The organism is Vibrio sp. 10N.286.49.E11 (genome assembly GCF_041469505.1).
Classification (GTDB): Bacteria; Pseudomonadota; Gammaproteobacteria; order Enterobacterales; family Vibrionaceae; genus Vibrio; species Vibrio crassostreae_C.
This window is the reverse complement of sequence record NZ_JBFRKQ010000027.1, coordinates 118,841-137,638: the sequence shown is the minus strand read 5'-3', so window position 1 is coordinate 137,638 and position 18,798 is coordinate 118,841. Positions and strand designations below refer to the sequence as shown.

The 18,798-nt window shown below is 47.2% G+C and carries 11 protein-coding genes; 3 read left to right on the top strand and 8 right to left on the bottom strand.

What is annotated here, in order from left to right; all coding sequences use genetic code 11:
* Positions 1-5 precede the first annotated feature (5 nt).
* From AB4167_RS05240 to AB4167_RS05220, 5 genes are all read right to left on the bottom strand, one after another.
* Positions 6-1,013: a LacI family DNA-binding transcriptional regulator gene (locus AB4167_RS05240; protein WP_372136247.1), complete on the bottom strand. Its 1,008-nt coding sequence runs from the start codon at positions 1,011-1,013 to the stop codon at positions 6-8.
* A 446-nt stretch (positions 1,014-1,459) separates the two neighbouring features.
* Positions 1,460-3,478 carry a methyl-accepting chemotaxis protein gene (locus AB4167_RS05235; protein WP_372136246.1) on the bottom strand — a complete coding sequence of 673 codons (2,019 nt, stop codon included), beginning with the start codon at positions 3,476-3,478 and terminating at the stop codon, positions 1,460-1,462.
* Positions 3,479-3,677: 199 nt separating this feature from the next.
* A complete protein-coding gene (locus tag AB4167_RS05230) occupies positions 3,678-5,018 on the bottom strand; it encodes a carbohydrate porin (protein WP_017061564.1) in 1,341 nt (446 codons plus the stop codon).
* A gap of 373 nt (positions 5,019-5,391) precedes the next feature.
* On the bottom strand, positions 5,392-7,452 hold the full coding sequence (locus AB4167_RS05225; protein ID WP_372136245.1) for a prolyl oligopeptidase family protein: 2,061 nt from the start codon (positions 7,450-7,452) through the stop codon (positions 5,392-5,394).
* A gap of 11 nt (positions 7,453-7,463) precedes the next feature.
* On the bottom strand, positions 7,464-8,381 hold the full coding sequence (locus tag AB4167_RS05220; RefSeq protein ID WP_017068571.1) for a LysR family transcriptional regulator: 918 nt from the start codon (positions 8,379-8,381) through the stop codon (positions 7,464-7,466).
* 247 nt (positions 8,382-8,628) lie between these two features.
* Here AB4167_RS05220 and AB4167_RS05215 point away from each other — a divergent pair, with 247 nt between their 5' ends.
* The 3 genes from AB4167_RS05215 (at position 8,629) to AB4167_RS05205 (ending at position 14,963) form a co-directional block, all read left to right on the top strand.
* Positions 8,629-10,323, top strand: coding sequence for an L-lactate permease (locus AB4167_RS05215; protein ID WP_372136244.1), 1,695 nt, complete (start codon positions 8,629-8,631; stop codon positions 10,321-10,323).
* 201 nt (positions 10,324-10,524) lie between these two features.
* Positions 10,525-11,664, top strand: coding sequence for an FMN-dependent L-lactate dehydrogenase LldD (gene lldD, locus AB4167_RS05210; RefSeq protein WP_048663885.1), 1,140 nt, complete (start codon positions 10,525-10,527; stop codon positions 11,662-11,664).
* 443 nt (positions 11,665-12,107) lie between these two features.
* Positions 12,108-14,963 carry an FAD-binding and (Fe-S)-binding domain-containing protein gene (locus AB4167_RS05205; RefSeq protein ID WP_372136243.1) on the top strand — a complete coding sequence of 952 codons (2,856 nt, stop codon included), beginning with the start codon at positions 12,108-12,110 and terminating at the stop codon, positions 14,961-14,963.
* 134 nt (positions 14,964-15,097) lie between these two features.
* On the opposite strand, the gene AB4167_RS05200 is transcribed toward AB4167_RS05205, so the two are convergent.
* From AB4167_RS05200 to AB4167_RS05190, 3 genes are all read right to left on the bottom strand, one after another.
* The gene (locus tag AB4167_RS05200; RefSeq protein WP_102299817.1) at positions 15,098-15,340 is read right to left on the bottom strand and encodes a hypothetical protein; all 243 of its coding nucleotides are present in this window, start codon (positions 15,338-15,340) and stop codon (positions 15,098-15,100) included.
* Positions 15,341-15,492: 152 nt separating this feature from the next.
* Positions 15,493-17,229 (bottom strand): ABC transporter permease subunit, encoded by a 1,737-nt coding sequence (locus AB4167_RS05195; RefSeq protein ID WP_372136242.1) that lies wholly within the window; start codon positions 17,227-17,229, stop codon positions 15,493-15,495.
* A gap of 4 nt (positions 17,230-17,233) precedes the next feature.
* The gene (locus AB4167_RS05190) at positions 17,234-18,763 is read right to left on the bottom strand and encodes an ABC transporter substrate-binding protein (protein ID WP_372136241.1); all 1,530 of its coding nucleotides are present in this window, start codon (positions 18,761-18,763) and stop codon (positions 17,234-17,236) included.
* Positions 18,764-18,798: the final 35 nt, after the last annotated feature.

Below are 18,798 nucleotides of genomic sequence, written 5' to 3'. Positions count from 1 at the left end.
TATTTTTATAGGGTAACTGGTAAATCCGATACCGAGTTTCTAGTGACCAACGTCGGCAGCAATTTAAAGTTCACGTCATGTTTTATTTTTTTTAGCTTCTGTAGAGTGAGCTGTACTGCTTCAACGCTCATCTCTTCAATAGGGAAATTAATGGTGGTCAAACTAGGGGTCAGATAGCGCGCGAAGATGGTGTTATCGAAGCCCACCAGTGATACATCTTTAGGAACAGACAGTCCCTCTTGATGCAACACCTCGAAGGCGCCAAATGCCATGTGGTCATTCGAAGCAAATACTGCTGTGAAATGACACTTACGATTAACCAGCTTCTTCATAGCACTGATGCCCGTCTCTTCAGTAAAGCCCGCTTCCGAGACTAATGCTTCATCGTATGGCACACCCGCTTCTTCCAAGGCCTTTCGATACCCCTGCAAACGCCCCCTAGCATCTGCTTTATCTAAAGGCCCGGTAATACACGCGATATCTGTATGTCCCTTTTGCAAAAGATATTGAGTAGCGAGTAGCCCCCCGACTTCGTTATCAATATCAATGCAACTCATCGCCATTTCTGGGATGAAGCGGTTAATTAAAACCACAGGGGTCCCCTGTTCTTCCAATTCAATTAAATAGTCATCACTGAGCAGTTGAGTATGAAGAATCAAAGCATCGACACGACGCCCCAACAGAAACTCCACCGACTCGCGCTGCCCTTGTTCGGTGTTCGAACCCGCTGTAACCACTGCGTGGTAACCGAAGCGGCGTAGGTTTTCCTCTATGCAATGCAAGATGCCTGAATAGAAAGATCCGCCCAGTTCTGGAACAACAACACCCACACTTCCGGTACGACTTGAAGCCAAAGCCTGAGCGATAGAGTTCGGGCGATAACCCAGCTCTTTGATCGCCTTTTCAACCTTTAACTTCTTGTCGTGGCTCACTCTACTGGTGCCGTTAATCACTCTAGACACTGTCGCTTGAGACACACCTGCATGCTCTGATACGTGTTTAATTGTTGCCACTCGAACCTCGATACTTCATTAGCTTGTAACCGCTTACAAAACGATTATTAAGAAATTACGTTTTAGTTGAAGTGAGTGTCATCACACTAAACTTGGAGGTAAAAAGGCTGGATTTGGAAATCTTGAAAGCGCTTACAGATTCACTTCACACCATGAAACTGTTTCATGAGATTCTTGCTCACCTTATCAAAACAGCACTCGGTTACTTGCTCCCAAAGTGCTAACAAGCATGCATAAACTCCGTTTTCAAAAAGCACGATTCGGTGATGAACCCGCAACAGGCGGTAATATACAGAGCAAAATTGACCCTATTATTTCAGTGGCTATGCGAAATTGTATGGGAACATTTCATAGGCACTTCTAATTCTCTTTCCAGAACCCGAAACTTGAAACAACAACGCCCAGCAAAGGCTGAGCGTGAAACATTGAAAAACTTAGAGTCGCCTTTAAACCTCGTTTTCTGATTGCTCCGCGAGCTTAAACTCTTGAGTTAGTGAGAACTGCTGCTGCGACATGGTTTCAAGCTGTTGACCATGAGAAAACAAAACCTGAGATCGTTGTGAGTTATCTTCAGCCAAGATGTGTATCTGGCTGATATTTTGAGTGACTTGAGAGGCAACCACTTGATGCTCTGTCGTCGCGGTCGCAATTTGATGACTTCTTTGCTCTACTTCGTTGAGAAGATCAGACACCGTCGATATCGAGTGATTCACTTCGCCCGTTTGCTCAACACATTGAACCATCCCCACCACACATTGATTGATTTGTTCAACCGCCAGTTTAGAGCTAGTTTGCAACTGCTCGATCTTGTTGTGTATCTCTTGCGTCGAGGCATTGGTTTTCGCTGCTAACACTCGAACCTCATCCGCAACCACAGAGAAACCACGCCCTTGCTCTCCAGCTCGCGCCGCTTCTATTGCCGCATTCAACGCCAGTAGATTAGTTTGCTCAGAGATCCCAGATATCACATCCAAAATGGAGCCAATGCTGGCACTTTCGCTTTCGAGCTGGCCAATGGTCGCTGTTGATTCTGCTAACTTGCGCTCTAAACTGCCCATTAACTCGACGCTTTTATCCATGGTCTTCTGACCAGCACAGGAACTCGACACCGCTTCGGTTACAAGCGTTAGCGTTTGATTAGCGGCTTGAGTTATTTCGGTCACCGAGCACTCGATCTGCTCCATAGCTGTTGCCACCATCACGGTCTGATTGGTTTGGTCTTGCATCGCCTCGCTCAATGAACGGCTCGTGCTTTGATTCTCTATGGACGCCTCTTTTAAGCACGTCGACGAATAACGCATGTTCTCAATCATTTGAGTCAGATGACTGATCACTAAGTTGACCTTGTCGCTCACTGAGCCGAACTCATTATTGGCTTGATACTGCACCATCGCGCTCAAGTCTTTATTGGCAACTTGGTCGAGTGCACTTTGTAGCAGCTTGCTTGGTTTACGGATACCTTTGGCAATATTCAACCCGATCAACAGAGCAATAAGCACGGAAGCAAGTGCAATAAAACCCTGCATCACAAGGGCTTGCTGTGAAGAGTCCATCGATTCGTGATACAGGCGTGTCGCGGTGTCTTCAGCGTACATTGAAAGCTCATCAAAGTGACTTAACTGTTGATCGATTAGCTGTTCAATTTCCTGCTTTTGAAGGGAGATAGACTCATCGAGTTTGACGGTTTCTTTATGGGTAGCGACTGAGCCACTGGCTGAAAACGCGTGTGAAGCGAGCAACGATAAAGACTGTTTACTGCGGCGTAGCAAAGATGAGTCCAGATTATCCAAGTCTGATACAGCTTGTTCGAATCGCTCTTTACGGCTTTGTAGGCGACGCTCAACACCACGAACCTCCGATGAAGTTTGCAGAGAGAAAGCTTCATTCGCTTCTGCTGCAATCAAACTCAACTGAACCAACAAGGCTTCTACCGCTTTTTGCGTGTTGCCCGAACTCGTACTCGCCAATTGATTAACCAAGGTGTTATTGAGTTGTCCTACCACAGATTGAAATTGTTCCTGATCCATCGAACCGAGATCTTTACTATCCAAATACTCAACATAAAGCTCTAATACCTGCTCTATCTTATCGATAGTCAACAAACCTGTTTGAGTGATGTTGTTAAGCATGGCTTCCATTTGTGAACCAGCTACGCCCTTACCTTCGAACCAGTTCAATTGCTGCTGATATAGCTCGATGTTGTTTAAGACGGTTTGTTTCAGTGGCTCAAGTTCATCAATATAGTTAGCGGATAAGTAGGGTGTGGTGCTGCGATTAATGTCCAGAAATCGGATGGTTAACGTTGAAGATTGAAGCATTAATGGCGTAGCTTGCTGGGTGATGTTTTCGATTCGAGTGGTGATGTCTTTATTGCTACTGATGCTTAACCATGCAGAACCCAGCATGATCACAATCAGTACGAAGAAACCTAAATAAACTCGAGACACGATGGAAGAAAGTCTCATAGTAAATCCCTGATCTAGTGGCGAAAAAAAGGGCACAAAAATGTGCCCAAGAATGGAGTTAATTGAAACGTGCCCTAATCAATCTGCCTTTAGGGCTAAAATGGACAGTATTACGTGCTCTTAACAAGCATAGATATTTGAAAGCATGGCTCCTTGAAAATATGCCGAATTCAAAGAGCAGCGCTTTCTATACCTGTGATTACCACCAAGCTTCAAACATTGCGCCGAACGACAATGTATCAACATTGGTTGTCTTCACTGTGTTGCCTTTGGTTTCTACATCACCCACGGTTGTGTAGAAACGAAGCATTGGACGGCTCCAAGGTAAGCCACCTAGAGAAACGTTTTGAGAAAGCGTTACTTTCCATGCGTTCTCTTCACCGTCGTCATCGTAATCAACCATGCCGTAGCCCGCTTCTAACCATGTAGAATGAACATCATCCCATTGGTACTGTGGACGAACGATACCCGCGTATTCAGTATTCTCACGATCTAAGTCTGAGCCAGAGTTGTCTTTGTAAGACACTAAGTAATCAATGATGAACTGTTCAGATGCAGCGTAGCTACCCTCAACACTTGCATAAAAAGTCTGGTAATCACCTTTAAGGTCATATACCGATGAATCGGCACCGTCACCGTACTTAACAACCAACTTGTTAGACTCACCCAAGCCTAATGTTGCACCTACTAGGTAGGCCGTTTCATCACTGACTTTTTGTCCTTGAGTCACGACAGGCTGCATTGAATCTGTCACTGGATCGTATACGTACTCAGTCGTCGTAGACGTATCCGCTTCGCTCGATGCAAAACCGTAGTTCGCGTAAAAATCCAGATTACCAATACCTGCGTCAATACTGTGTAGCTTCGCTGTCACGGCGTATCGGCCATTGTCATTTACGAGGCCGCCTTTCACTTGGCCAACAAAGCCCATATCTAGCTTAGCGCCGCCGAAATCTAGGTTGTTAAAGCCAGCGCCTTGACCATCGTGTGTCATCCAGAAGTAATCGTTCAAACCTTGTTGCGGACGTTGATGGAAGTCGCGACCAGCCCACATATAAAGTTCTGGTTGGCTTTCAAATACGTTAGTTACACCTGCGTACATTTTTTTCATACTCAGGCCGCCGTCGTCAGCCCAAGCGTCTGCTTCCCAGTGGTCAGCCATGAATACGATGTCCCAAATCGCACCATTGTCAGCTTGGAAAAGCTTAGCTAGCTGAACCTCACCACCATTAGCTTCGTTACCCAAACGACCGACAGAACGACCTGTTGTACCGATGTCTACGTAACGCTCATCACCGCTCTTGTAGTGAGCGCCGTAACGAGCATAACCAGAGAAGACGATACCGTCTGGCACAGTTGTTTCTGAAGTTAGAACCGCTTGTTGCTGATCATCAACATACTTGATGTCCCCAACTTGAGATTCCAACTCTTGGATTCGTTGCTCGAGAGCAGCAAGATCCGTTTCTGCAGCAAAAGAAGAGAGTGAAGCAAGCGAAGCCGCCACTGCGACCGTTATTGGCAAAAGCTTAAATTTTTGCATTGTAATTCCCTATTATTTTTTTGAGTTTTCATCGAACAGGGAAATATTAAGCAATGAAAGCGTTGAAAAGTTGGTCGCTGTTCACACTGATAAATTAGGTCGAGAGCCATGAAACTTTTAGAAAAGTCATACCCAAAACTATTAATTTAATATCAGAAACTTAGGAAAGGAAACGCGTGAAATATCAGCTTGAAATCGCTTTCATTTCATCAATAATGGCGGGATCTATCACGGAAAAGTGTATGTAAAAATGAAGGAAATATGGTGCAGTTTTGATAAGTTTTCATATATATGAAAAGCCTCAAAATCTAAGGTCGATTTTGAGGCTTTTTAGTCTGAGTCAAACACCCAATTATCTAGAATCAAGTATTATCTAAAACGAATCTAGAGATTCAACGCCCATATTAAACAGCGTAAACGCATAAATATCGGCAGTGAGATCGATCGCTTTACTCAATGGCATTCCAGCACCATGCCCTGCATTTACGTCAATACGAATCATCACGGGCGCACTACCTTCATGCTTATCTTGCAGCTCTGAGATGAACTTATAAGAGTGAGCCGGTACTACGCGGTCATCGTGATCAGCGGTCGTCACCAATGTTGCTGGATAATCCGTGCCACGCACCACATTATGAACCGGAGAATAACCAAGCAGATATTCGAACATCTCTCTGTTCTGCGCGGATGTGCCATAGTCGTACGCCCACCCTTCGCCAGACGTGAATGTGTGGTAACGCAACATGTCCAACACCCCAACAGCAGGCAGAGCCACTTGGAACAGCTCAGGCTTTTGTGTCATACAAGCTCCTACCAGCAAGCCTCCGTTAGAACCGCCGCGAATCGCCAACTTATCGCTACTGGTGTAGTTTTCTTCAATTAAGAACTCGGCAGCAGCAATGAAGTCGTCAAAGACATTCTGCTTTTTCTGCTGAGTTCCCGCTTTGTGCCACGCCTTACCATACTCACCACCGCCACGCAGGTTCGGCACCGCATATACGCCACCCAGTTCTAGCCAACTGCCAACCGTGCCCGAGAAAGAAGGCGTTAGGCTAACGTTAAAGCCACCATAGGCGTACAACATGGTTGGATTATTGCCATCTAACACTAATCCCTTCTTATAAGAGATAAGCATCGGAACCTTGGTGCCATCCTTCGAGGTATAGAAGACTTGTTTAGACTCAAATTGATCCGACTCAAACGGAGACTCAGAGCGTTGGTAGATTTCAGAATTGCCTGATTCGACATCGAAAGAGAAAATCGTTGGCGGCGTTACATAGTTGGTAAAGGTGTAATAAAGCTGAGTTTGCTCGTTTTTTCCACCTAAGCCACTGGCCGTTCCCAGCCCAGGCAAATGAATTTCACGAACTAGGTTACCTTGGTAATCCAACTGCTCAATCTTAGACACCACATCCACCATGTAGTGAGCAAACAAGTGGCCACCACCCGTGCTGATATCCAATGGCTGTGGCTTTTCAGGGATGATTTCGAGCCATTTCCCATCGCGAGTACCAAAGCTCACCACCTTGCCATTAGGCGCATCAAGATTCGTATATAGAATGAAGGTCTCATCTTGGTTATCGATGAGATAAATGTCGCTATCCACATGATCAATCAGCGTGTTCAGCTGTTGTTCTGGTGAGTTTAAATCGATATAGAACAGTCTATTACCCGATGTCGACTCTCGCCCTAGAATGATCAAGTAACGGTCGTCTTCGGTGGTATAGCCTGATACATAGCGGTGCTGCTCAGCGTTGTTCTCACCAAAGATAACTTTGTCGCTAGCTTGCTCTGTACCCAACTCATGGAAGTAAAGTTTGTGCTGTTCGGTACGTGCAGAAAGCTGGCTGCCGTCTGGCTTGTCGTAACTAGAGTAATAAAAGCCGCGATTACCCAACCAAGAAATACCAGTAAATTTGGCGTCAGTGATTTCGGCTTCAAGCTGCTGTTTAGTCTCGGTATCAATCACGAAGATCTTACGCCAGTCGCTACCACCCTCTGAAATACTGTACGCCACTAGGCTGTAATCTTTAGAAAACGACACCGCACCCAGTGATGTAGTGCCATCTTCCGAGAAAGTATTCGGATCTAGGAAAATTTCTTCTTGTTGCCCTTCTTTGTGACGATAGAGAATGCTGTGATTCTGCAGGCCATCGTTCTTATAGAAATAGGTGTACTCACCTCGAACAAACGGCTGCGAGCTCTTTTTGTAGTCTTGCGCTTTCGCTAATCGCTCTCGCAGGTCATCGCGATACGGAATTTGAGCAAGGTAATCGAACGTGACCTCATTTTGGCTCGCCACCCACTGCGCGGTTTCGTCGCTTCTGTCGTCTTCTAACCAGCGATAAGGGTCTTCAACTATGTGATCAAAATAGTCATCGCTGACGATCTGTTTATTGGTGATTGGATATGGATACTCTTTTAAATAGCTCATCGTGATCCTTATTAAAAATAGTGAGAAATCGTCAAGTAGCGCGTTCTGATATGTTCAATCAATAACTTAATCTTGTTTGGTGGCTGGCGAGTAAAAGGGTACACCGCATAAATTCCCAACTTTTTGCCTACCAAATCAGGGAAGATATCCACCAGCTGACCATTGCGAATGTCGTGATAAACCAGACAACGTGGTACGTACGCCACGCCATGCCCACCCAGCGCCGCTTTTCTTAACGCGGTCGCATTGTCAGTCGAAAAAGAGCCCGCAACACGCACGATATATTTGTCATTGTCGGTACAGCCATCTTTACTATGCAGAAACTGCCATTCGCTAGCACCCGTTGTTTGATAGGCGTATTGCAAGCAATTGTGCTGCACTAAATCTTTAGGCAGCATCGGCTTACCGTTCTTAGCAATATAAGACGGCGAAGCGCACACCACCCATTGTGAATCCAATATATGACGAGCAATGAGGCTTGAATCTTCCAAGTAGCCGGTTCGAATCACCAAATCGAGACCATCCTCAACCAAGTCGACAAAGCGATTATTCAGAGACATATCGACCGTTAAACCTGGGTGCATATTACAAAACTCGGCCACAGCGTCTGCGAGAATCAAATCTCCGGAGATAGTAGGCACTGACATTTTGATATGACCACTAACATTTTCACCAAAGCCTGAAACTGCGTCCATAGCCTCTTGAGCCGCCTGCTTCACATTTTTGGCTCCGTGTAACATTGCCTTACCCGCCTCGGTAAGCGTCAATTTACGCGTGGTTCGATATAATAGCTGCACGCCAATCTCTTCTTCCAAACGCGCAATTCTCTTACTAACTACCGAATTTGTAAGGTTATTTTGCTCTGCCACCTTACTAAAACTGCCCAGCTCTACTACCTGTGAAAACAGGATCAAATCGTCTGCTCGCATTTGATTATGCCAATTTTGGAATTAATTATTTTCATTATTTCCCTATATCAATAAAAAATAAAGGGGTAAATTCACGCCAAATTAACAAAACAATTACAAAAACAGCTTTTGCAATCACATCGGTTACAAATAAAGCGACTCTAATTACAACAATTGAATCCTCGAGATTCAGATTACACCTACAAAACTAATGACGTGTTATTCACTTCAAACATGAACGTTTGAAAACAAGTACGAGGAAGTACCCATGAGTGAAACTCTACTAGCATTATTGGCCTTTTCGCCAATAGTTGTTGCAGCGATTCTGCTGGTTGGCCTTAACTGGCCTGCAAAAAAAGCGATGCCAGTGGCATTTGCATTAACCGTTGCTATCGCCCTATTCGCATGGGATATGTCTAGCACTCGCGTGCTGGCTTCAGTATTCCAAGGCTTCGGCATTACAGTGTCGGTTCTCTGGATTGTGTTTGGCGCCATCTTCTTATTAAACACTTTGAAACACACCGGAGCTATCACCACCATCCGCAACGGATTTACTGACATATCAGCAGACCGTCGTGTACAAGCGATCATCATTGCTTGGTGTTTTGGTTCATTCATTGAGGGCGCATCTGGCTTCGGCACACCCGCTGCAATCGCCGCTCCATTGTTGGTGGCAATTGGCTTCCCAGCGTTAGCTGCGGTACTGATGGGCATGATGATTCAATCTACGCCGGTATCGTTCGGCGCGGTGGGTACACCTATCATTGTTGGCGTAAACAAAGGTTTGGATACGCACAACATCGGTGAAAGCCTGATTGCCAATGGTTCAACATGGGATGCTTACCTACAACAGATCACATCAAGTGTTGCAATCATCCACGCCTGCGTTGGTGTGATGATTCCTGTATTGATGGCAATGATGCTGACTCGCTTCTTCGGTAAGAACAAAAGCTGGACTGAAGGTCTTGATATCCTGCCATTCGCACTGTTCGCAGGTGCCGCTTTCACCATTCCTTACGCACTAACGGGTGTTTTCCTCGGTGCTGAGTTCCCATCACTGATTGGTGGTTTGGTTGGCCTTGCTATTGTTGTGACAGCAGCAAAACGCGGCTTCCTAGTCCCTAAATCAAAATGGGATTTTGAAAGCGAAGACAAGTGGCCTGCAGAATGGCTAGGTTCTCTGAAAATCGACCTTGACGACAACAATCAAGGCCATAAGAAGATGAGCATGGCGATGGCATGGGCACCTTACGTGCTGCTCGCTGTCACTCTCGTTGCTAGCCGTGTGAGCCCTGAGTTCAAAGGCCTACTTAAGAGCGTTAGCCTTTCTTTCAGCAACATCCTTGGCGAGACCGGTGTAAGCACAGCGATTCAACCTCTGTATCTACCAGGCGGCATCTTAGTCTTCGTCGCGCTGGTTGCGGTTCTAATGCAATCTCGCAGTGCAGCTCCACTGGCTAAAGCCTTTGGTGAGTCGAGCAAAACTCTGATAGGCGCTGGCTTTGTGTTGGTGTTCACCATCCCAATGGTTCGTATCTTCATTAACTCTGGTGTGAACGGCGCAGATTTAGCAAGTATGCCCGTAACCACGGCAAACTTCGCAGCTGACCTCGTTGGTAGCGCATTCCCAGCATTGAGTGCAACGGTTGGTGCGTTAGGTGCCTTCATTGCAGGTTCGAACACAGTTTCAAACATGATGTTCAGCCAGTTCCAATTCGAAGTAGCGCAGACTCTGACTATCTCTAGTGCGGTGGTTGTTGCTCTACAAGCCGTTGGTGCAGCAGCAGGTAACATGATTGCGATTCACAACGTGGTAGCGGCATCAGCAACTGTTGGCTTGCTAGGACGCGAAGGTGCAACCCTACGTAAGACAATCATTCCAACGTTCTACTACTTGGTGATGACAGGCATCATCGGCCTAGTGGTTATCTACGGATTCAAAATGACCGACGCACTTATGTAAACCATAAGTCGTTCAAAAGCACTTGGCGTTAATACTCAATTCCCCGACAGCGACACCGTCTAATAAGACAGTTGATGAGTTCCGGGATGGATACTAGAGCACATCAACACCCATGGGTATTAACGCCATTTTCCCGAATTAAAGCAGCCCAAACCAAGCTCTCAAAGAAGAGCAACATCCCAAGAATTTAGGACTGAAATTATGATCATATCCGCATCGACTGATTACCGCGCCGCAGCAAAAGCGAAATTACCACCGTTTCTTTTCCACTACATTGATGGTGGCTCTTACGGAGAACATACCCTACGTCGCAACACGGCTGACCTAGCTGAGATTGCGCTAAAACAACGCGTACTCAACGACATGTCGGACCTAAATTTGGAAACCGAACTATTTGGCGAGAAGCTAGCGATGCCAATCGCACTGGCGCCTGTTGGTTTAACGGGTATGTACGCAAGACGCGGTGAAGTACAAGCAGCAAAAGCCGCCGACAACAAAGGCATCCCTTTTACCATGTCGACCGTGTCGGTATGTCCGATTGAAGAAGTTGCACCTAAGATTGAGCGCCCAATGTGGTTCCAACTTTACGTACTAAAAGACCGTGGCTTCATGAAGAACGTTCTTGAACGCGCTAAAGCCGCTGGCGTCACAACACTGGTCTTCACCGTGGATATGCCCGTACCCGGCGCTCGCTACCGTGACATGCACTCAGGAATGAGTGGTCCAAATGCAGCAGTACGCCGCGTATTCCAATCTATGCGTCATCCTAGCTGGGCAGTTGATGTCGGCTTACTGGGTAAACCACACGACCTAGGCAACATCTCTACTTATCGTGGTTCTCCTACCAAGCTGGAAGACTACATCGGTTGGTTAGGAGATAACTTCGACCCGTCGATTTCATGGAAAGATCTAGAGTGGATCCGTGACTTCTGGGATGGCCCAATGGTTATCAAAGGCATTCTTGATGAAGAAGATGCAAAAGACGCCGTGAGATTTGGCGCAGACGGTATCGTAGTTTCAAACCACGGCGGTCGTCAGCTAGATGGTGTTCTATCCAGTGCTAAAGCACTGCCTGCGATTGCAGATGCGGTAAAAGGCGACACCAAGATTCTGGTCGACTCTGGTATTCGTACTGGCTTAGATGTAGTTCGCATGATGGCGATGGGCGCAGACTGCACCTTGCTTGGCCGCTCTTTCGTTTACGCGTTAGCAGCGCAAGGACAAGCAGGTGTTGAGAACCTGCTCGATCTTTACGATAAAGAGATGCGCGTTGCCATGACATTAACAGGCGCGAAGACAATCAAAGACTTAACTCGTGAATCTTTGGTGGGGCTAGATTAAGCGGCCACGATTCTGATTTAGGTTCAGACTAATGCTTTGGTCTACTTAGACTGAAGTTCAATCGGTGTCACAGCAATTCCACTGCCGTTGTGACACCGTTTAAGCACTGGAAAATAAAATAAAAAGCTAGGGCGTGTTGATCTTTCGAGCTGATTTTTGCAGCGAGTTGCTGGGTATTTATACAAGGCAGAGGCGTCGATGTGTAGCTAGCCTACATGAGAAGCCGATAACGTAGTAGAAATGGTCAGCAAACGCTGCCCGAAGGGTTCGAGCTGGGCGCCCCCGCAAAAAGCGTTTTACTCTTTGTTGAGGGGGATTTGCTTAGAGTGACTAGGCTACTTCCCCTTCGCCGCGATTAAAACGCTTTTATCTCGAACAAAATTTAACCGCGAAAGTTCAACACGCCCTGAACAGTGCCAAATAAGAAGCACAAGGAAGCAAAGATGGAGACAAACACATCCCATGAGCGAGTAATCGACGCCAAAGCTTATCAGCAGCTTGAATCGATACTGGCTCAAAGAATAGAAACAGAACGCATTGTCACGCAAGAGGCAAAGCGCTTGGCTTACGGCACCGATGCGAGTTTCTATCGCTTGGTACCGAAAATGGTTCTAAGGCTGAAAAACTTAGATGAAGTGATATTCACCATTCAAAGCTGTCGCGAACTGGGCATTCATTTTACCTTTCGCGCTGCGGGTACCAGCCTATCAGGACAAGCGGTTTCAGACTCGGTACTCATCACTCTAACCGACGACTGGCGCGGCTATGAGATTGTCGATAACGGCAATCAGATCATTCTTCAGCCCGGTGTGATTGGTGCTGATGCCAACAAATACCTCGCCCCTTTCCAACGTAAAATCGGCCCAGACCCAGCCTCTATCAACACCTGTAAGATTGGTGGTATTGCCGCGAACAACGCCAGTGGCATGTGTTGTGGTACTGCGCAGAACTCCTATCGCACGGTCGAAAGCATGAAAGTCGTATTGAGCGATGGCACCCTGCTCGATACCGCAGACAGTGCTAGCGTTGAATCATTCAAGCAGTCACACAAAACGTTGTTTGAAGGCATTATTGATTTACACAGACAGACTAGCTCAAATCAAGAACTGGCAGACAGAATCCGCCACAAGTACCGTCTTAAAAACACCACTGGCTACGCTCTGAATGCCTTGGTCGATTACCACGATCCAATTGAGATCATCAAACACCTGATGATTGGCTCAGAAGGCACGCTAGGCTTCATCGCAGAGATCACCTACAACACCGTTATCGAACACCCGAACAAAGCTTCGGCTCTGTTGGTGTTTGCTGACATAGAACAAGCAAGTAAAGCCGTTACTACGCTATCAAAAACACCAGTTGCTGCCGTTGAATTGATGGATGGCAGAGCACTGCGTTCAGTGGCTGATAAACCGGGTATGCCCGCCTTTATGCCTAGCTTGGATTTAGAAGCCGCGGCTATTTTGGTTGAATCACACGCCAGCTCCCAGCAGGACTTAGATTTACAATGTAAATCAATTTTGGATGCATTGACTGAATACACAATTGTTGAATCAGTCCCTTTCACGTCCGATCCGAAGACAGTCGCGACTCTGTGGGGCATCCGAAAAGGCATGTTCCCAGCAGTTGGAGCCGTTCGTGAAGTTGGCACAACCGTTATCATCGAAGACGTGGCTTTCCCTGTCGAAAACCTCGCTAACGGTATTCGAGAGCTACAAGAGCTGTTCGACAAATACGACTACAGCGAAGCGATCATTTTTGGTCACGCCCTCGAAGGCAACCTGCACTTTGTATTTACTCAAGGCTTCGACAGTCAAACAGAAATCGATCGCTACGGCGGTTTCATGGACGATGTTGCCGAGCTGGTTGCGGTGAAATACCAAGGTTCTCTAAAAGCGGAACACGGCACGGGCCGAAACATGGCGCCTTATGTGGAATTGGAATGGGGCAAAGACGGCTATGCCTTGATGCAACAGATCAAAGCGCTGTTTGATCCAGAAAGACTGCTCAACCCCGGCGTTATCATCAACGACAACCCGAATTCCCACATCACCGACCTAAAACCAATGCCTGCTGCCGACGACCTTGTTGACCGCTGTATTGAGTGTGGATTCTGTGAGCCTGTTTGCCCGTCTCGCACACTGACCTTGTCACCTCGCCAACGTATTGTGTTGTACCGAGAACTGCAACGCCGCCGAGAAGCAGGTGAAGAGATAGAAGCCAGTGAACTAGAGAAAACCTTCGAATACCAAGGCATTGATACCTGCGCGGCAACAGGCCTGTGTGCTGAGCGCTGTCCGGTAGGCATTAATACGGGTGACTTAGTGAAGAAGCTTCGTGTTGCCAAGTATGAGAAGTTCACACCAATCGCTAAGTGGACAGCGGATCATTTCTCGACCACCACTAAGCTGACCAAGGCTGGCCTCAAAACCAACCAAGTGGCGAGTAAGGTTCTGGGCGCCAACACGGTCGGCAAGCTTACCAATGGCCTACGCTCAGTGACCAAAGGCGCGACACCGATTTGGATGCCAGAGATGCCGCAATCCAACAATCACTCCCTCACGGCTTCACCAATGACAGCCGAAACATCGAACAACGCGAAGAAAGTGGTTTACCTCCCTTCGTGTGCCAGTCGAACCATGGGGCAACAAAGTGATGCGGGCGACCAACGTCCTCTTACTGAAGTGACCATGTCTTTGCTCAACAAGGCAGGATTCGAGGTAATTCTACCGAAGAAGCTAGATGACCAATGCTGTGGTATGCCTTACGACAGCAAAGGAATGACCGACTTAGCACAGTCGAAGACTCAGCAGTTGGAAGAAGTGCTATGGCAAGCCAGTCGTCAGGGTGAATACCCGGTACTGATGGACACCAGTCCGTGCGCCAAACGCAGTATTGAGCAGTTCACCAAGCCATTAGAGGTGCTAGAGCCGACAGGGTTTGTGAATCAATACTTGCTAGAGCACCTGACGCTTGAGCCACTGAAAGAAACCGTAATGCTGCATGTCACTTGTAGCTCTCGCCGAATGGGCTTAGAAAGTGCGATGCTAAACCTCGCTAAAGCCTGTACCGAAGAAGTGATTGTTCCAGAGCATATTCAATGTTGTGGCTGGGCGGGTGACAAAGGCTTCACTACGCCAGAACTAAATGAAGCGGCAGTCCACCCACTTAAAGAACAAGTACCGAGCAACTGTACTCGTGGTTTCAGTAACAGCCGAACCTGTGAGATCGGTTTGTCGCACCACAGTGGCATTCCGTATCAATCAATCTTGTACTTGGTGGACGAAGTGGCGCAGTAGCTTCACTCATACTGCGAGCAATGTGCTCTAGTTTAAAACGAAAAATGGCAGCCCAATCAGGCTGCCATTTCTTTATTCGGCTGAAATATATTATTGAAATAAATGCTATTAAGCGAGAGCTACAGAGCCTTATGTTATTGAGCTAAGCGCATCAACTCTTCTGGCGAGTAGTGTTCTGCCTCTGCACCTTTGGCGATTAGGTCAATCACTTGGAACTCGCTCATATCCCCAAACTCTTTGGTCAAGTAATCACGAAACGCTTTCTCATTCGGCCATTTGCCTCGCACGATATAGCCCTCTTCTTTGTCAAAATCTTCCGTTTCAAAGAATGAAAAGTCAGTCATACCAATATTGTGGCAATACAAAACGAGATACATGTTGAATCCTTTACACTTAACTAGGGCCTGTTTAACTTTCGAGCCGATCAAAAAGCGTCTCTAAAAAGCAGGGCTAAGGTTACAACATAAATGCTAAATCGAATACCCAATCGGATCGTCAATTTAGAAACCTCAGCGACCGGATCTTTACGTTAGTCATCAAACATCAAGTTAATGGCTGCACCCAACAAGATCAGCCCAACAATTGGCCCCATGACTGCTAATGGCGCGCGCTCAATGTATGGAAGGTTCTCTGCGATCATCAAACCCCATTCAGGTGTTGGTGGCTTTGCCCCTAATCCGATGAAGCTCAGCGAGGTCAGACTTAGAGTGATAACCGGTAGCCTCAACATCGCGTGTCTTAACAACGGTGGCAACACATACGGAAGCAAGTAGAAACGGAAGATTCTAAGCTTACTGGTGCCCCATAGTGGCGCGAGGTGTGTATAAGGTTGAGCCTTGGCTTCTACGATCAAGCTTGAGCAGTGTGCAGCTAGCGGCGCCCACGACACCAATACAATCGCGATTAATGCGCTGTTCGGATTCATCCCCGTTAAGCCTGCAACAAGCAAGCCTGCAATGATGTATGGGATACCCTTAGTGATCTCGATAAGGCCTTGGCTAAAGCGGGTGTTGAAACCCATGATGATGCCCGTCACCAAGCTCAAGAACGTTGCCAATATGCCGGCTTGGAAGGTCGCAATCATACCAGAACCAATTCTCGCCAGTAGGTCTCGACCAATGCCATCTGCGCCCAAAGGTGCTTGCCAACTCGGTGATGCCAAGCGTGCGAATTGGCTAGTGTATGGGTCTCGGAATGCAGCCCATACAACGATAGCAATTAGGAAAGAGAAGATCGCAAAAGCAGTGACACGTTTAGCTCGATTCTGGGTAAAACGAAACGAAGAGTGGCTACTGATGAGCTTGCCGCTTTTCAGGCTATGGCCAAGAATCAATTGCTGAACAAACAAACTCATGCTGCTCACGGCAATTGAAAATAGCAGCAACACCAATAAGCCGCCTTGCAGCGTTGGTAAGTCTTGCGCCTTGGCTGCACCAAGAATCATGCGCCCGATACCCGGAATCGAAAAGATAAGCTCAACCGCGACTGCGCCACCCGTTAAGCCAATCACGATCATCGCGATTTGCGGGATCAGACTGCTCAGCGCTCTTTTCAGCGCAAAGCGAATAATTTGATTGGAATGAACGTTGGCACTGAGCCAAGTGATCACCCAAGGTTCATTGAGAACGCGTTGTAAACTGTCTCTGAGTAGGCGACTAAACAGGCCACTGGCAGGTAGGGCGAGCGCTAAACTTGGTAGCCAAATATCTTGCCAACTTTGCCAACCATACGGCGGCAGCCAACCTAACCAGATAGAGAACACCAGTATCAATACCGAGGCAACAACGTACTCTGGTAAGGATATTAGTACCGTGCTTAAACTGCTGTAACTCTGCCCCAGTTTGCCCTTCTTCCAGCTGCGTAAGGTGGCAAGCAAGCCTGCACCACACAACACGAAGGTCATCACAAGTGCGCTAGACATCAAGAACAGAGACGTAGATGCTGTTTTTTGAATGCTTAAAGCAACCGAGGAACCATCAATCCATGATTCACCTAGATCACCTGAAAAAGCACTTCCTACCCAGTCGAGCAGGCGCTCAATGGCTGAACGGTCAAGCTGAAGATCAGCGCGTACCGCCGCTAAAGCTTCAGGCGTAAGCAGGTGTTGTTGCCCCGCCCTAGCCCGCAGAATAGATTGGCTTGGATCGATGCCTGCAATGTCAGGCATCAAACCAACAAGAATCACCACCACAATCAGTGAGGCGATTCTTGATAGCCAAGGCGTCAAGATAAATAGAGTTCGACGCAGAGTCTCAGCAGATAACATTTATTTAGTTAGCCTGTGTTGCCGGGTTAACTTGTGTCGTTTTTTTGACCTGTGTAGTTTGGTCAACCAAGCGACGTTCACTTGGGTCACGAACGACATTGCTTACACGCTCACTTTCACCTTGAATCACACGTTCGTGAAGCAGCGGGATAGCCGCGAAATCGTTAAGGATTTTTTGTTCAGCTTCGATGATCGCTTGCTGACGCAGCGCACCTAGCGGTTGTAGGTCAGCGTGATTCAGTGCTTTATCTACCTCTTGAGAACAGAACTGGCCAAGGTTGAATGAACCCTTACAACCAAAGTCGCTCATCATGTAAGCCACTGGGTCACCCGAATCTAGAACCGTTGCACGAGAAAGGATAAACGCGTCGAACTTACCAGATAGCGCATCGTTCTCGATCTGAGCGTATTCACGAATATCCAGCTCAACCTTGAAACCAGCCGCTTCAAGTTGTTGCTTCAGTAGCGCTGCCACTTCTGGAAGCTCTGCACGGTCGGTAAAGGTACCGATAACAATACTTTCACCGTTTGCTTTTAGCGTTTTGTCGATTGCTTGACCTTCAGGTCGGATCGGCTCTGCCCAAGCAAGTGCAGGACCTAATAGGCCTTGTGCGATGTCCGCGTGGTTTTCATAAACAGTATTCACGATTTGCTCACGGTCTACCGCAGCCGCCGCTACCTTACGCAAGTTAATATCGCTGAATACGCCTGACTTGTTATTTAAGTAAAGCGTATTGGTACGAGGCATTGCCACTTCATAAAGTAGGTTCGGATCAATGGTCGCGATTTGTGAAACGGGTACTGCTTCAACGATGTCTGCTGTACCTGTTCTTAGAGCTGCAGCGCGAGCAAAACCGTTAGGGACGTATTCTGCAATCACAGATTCAACTTGCGCTTTTTCACCCCAGTAGCCATCGAAACGTTTTAGCTTCGCGCTGGTTGTGCCGTTGATTTCACTCAACTCAAACGGGCCCGTACCAGCACCCATTGGGCTAACACGGCCATCTTCTTGGTAAGCACTTGCTGCAAGAATCGCTAATTGAGGGCTTGATAAACGGCTTGGTAAAAGAGGGTCATCAAAGCTGGTTTTAATCTCTACGCGGTAGTTGTCCATCGCTTTCACTTCGAGATCGACACCATCTAGAATGCGTGGCTTAGGTGCAGCCTCAAGCGCTTTCTGCAAAGAGTTCACTACGGATTCTGCTGTTAATGTAGAGCCATCGTGGAATTTAACGCCTTGGCGAACCGTGAATTGCCAAGTCAGTGGATCAACGTGTTTCCAATCTGTTGCCAGCATTGGCTCAGCTTCTGAAGTTGGGCTCAGGTTAACTAGCGTTTCAGCCGTGCTCCAACGCGATAGTTTGAACGCGTCATCAGAAAGTGGCGATAAACCCGTTCTTGGTGGTTGCATCATCGCAACTCGAATTTCAGATTTTACTGCGGCATCGCTAGACCCTGGTTGAGAGTCAAAACAGCCCGTCAAAGGCAGAGCCAACGCAAGCGTGCAAGCCAGTTTGATTGAATTAAAACGCATAATTATTTTTTCTCTGTAGCTGTATTTTTTTAATA

What these genes read in the sequence shown, in the direction of transcription:
- AB4167_RS05235 (WP_372136246.1), bottom strand. Translation starts at nt 3,478, where the DNA reads ATGAGACTTTCTTCCATCGTGTCTCGAGTTTATTTAGGTTTCTTCGTA.
- AB4167_RS05230 (WP_017061564.1), bottom strand. Translation starts at nt 5,018, where the DNA reads ATGCAAAAATTTAAGCTTTTGCCAATAACGGTCGCAGTGGCGGCTTCG.
- AB4167_RS05225 (WP_372136245.1), bottom strand. Translation starts at nt 7,452, where the DNA reads ATGAGCTATTTAAAAGAGTATCCATATCCAATCACCAATAAACAGATC.
- AB4167_RS05220 (WP_017068571.1), bottom strand. Translation starts at nt 8,381, where the DNA reads ATGCGAGCAGACGATTTGATCCTGTTTTCACAGGTAGTAGAGCTGGGC.
- AB4167_RS05215 (WP_372136244.1), top strand. Translation starts at nt 8,629, where the DNA reads ATGAGTGAAACTCTACTAGCATTATTGGCCTTTTCGCCAATAGTTGTT.
- lldD (WP_048663885.1), top strand. Translation starts at nt 10,525, where the DNA reads ATGATCATATCCGCATCGACTGATTACCGCGCCGCAGCAAAAGCGAAA.
- AB4167_RS05205 (WP_372136243.1), top strand. Translation starts at nt 12,108, where the DNA reads ATGGAGACAAACACATCCCATGAGCGAGTAATCGACGCCAAAGCTTAT.
- AB4167_RS05200 (WP_102299817.1), bottom strand. Translation starts at nt 15,340, where the DNA reads ATGTATCTCGTTTTGTATTGCCACAATATTGGTATGACTGACTTTTCA.
- AB4167_RS05195 (WP_372136242.1), bottom strand. Translation starts at nt 17,229, where the DNA reads ATGTTATCTGCTGAGACTCTGCGTCGAACTCTATTTATCTTGACGCCT.
- AB4167_RS05190 (WP_372136241.1), bottom strand. Translation starts at nt 18,763, where the DNA reads ATGCGTTTTAATTCAATCAAACTGGCTTGCACGCTTGCGTTGGCTCTG.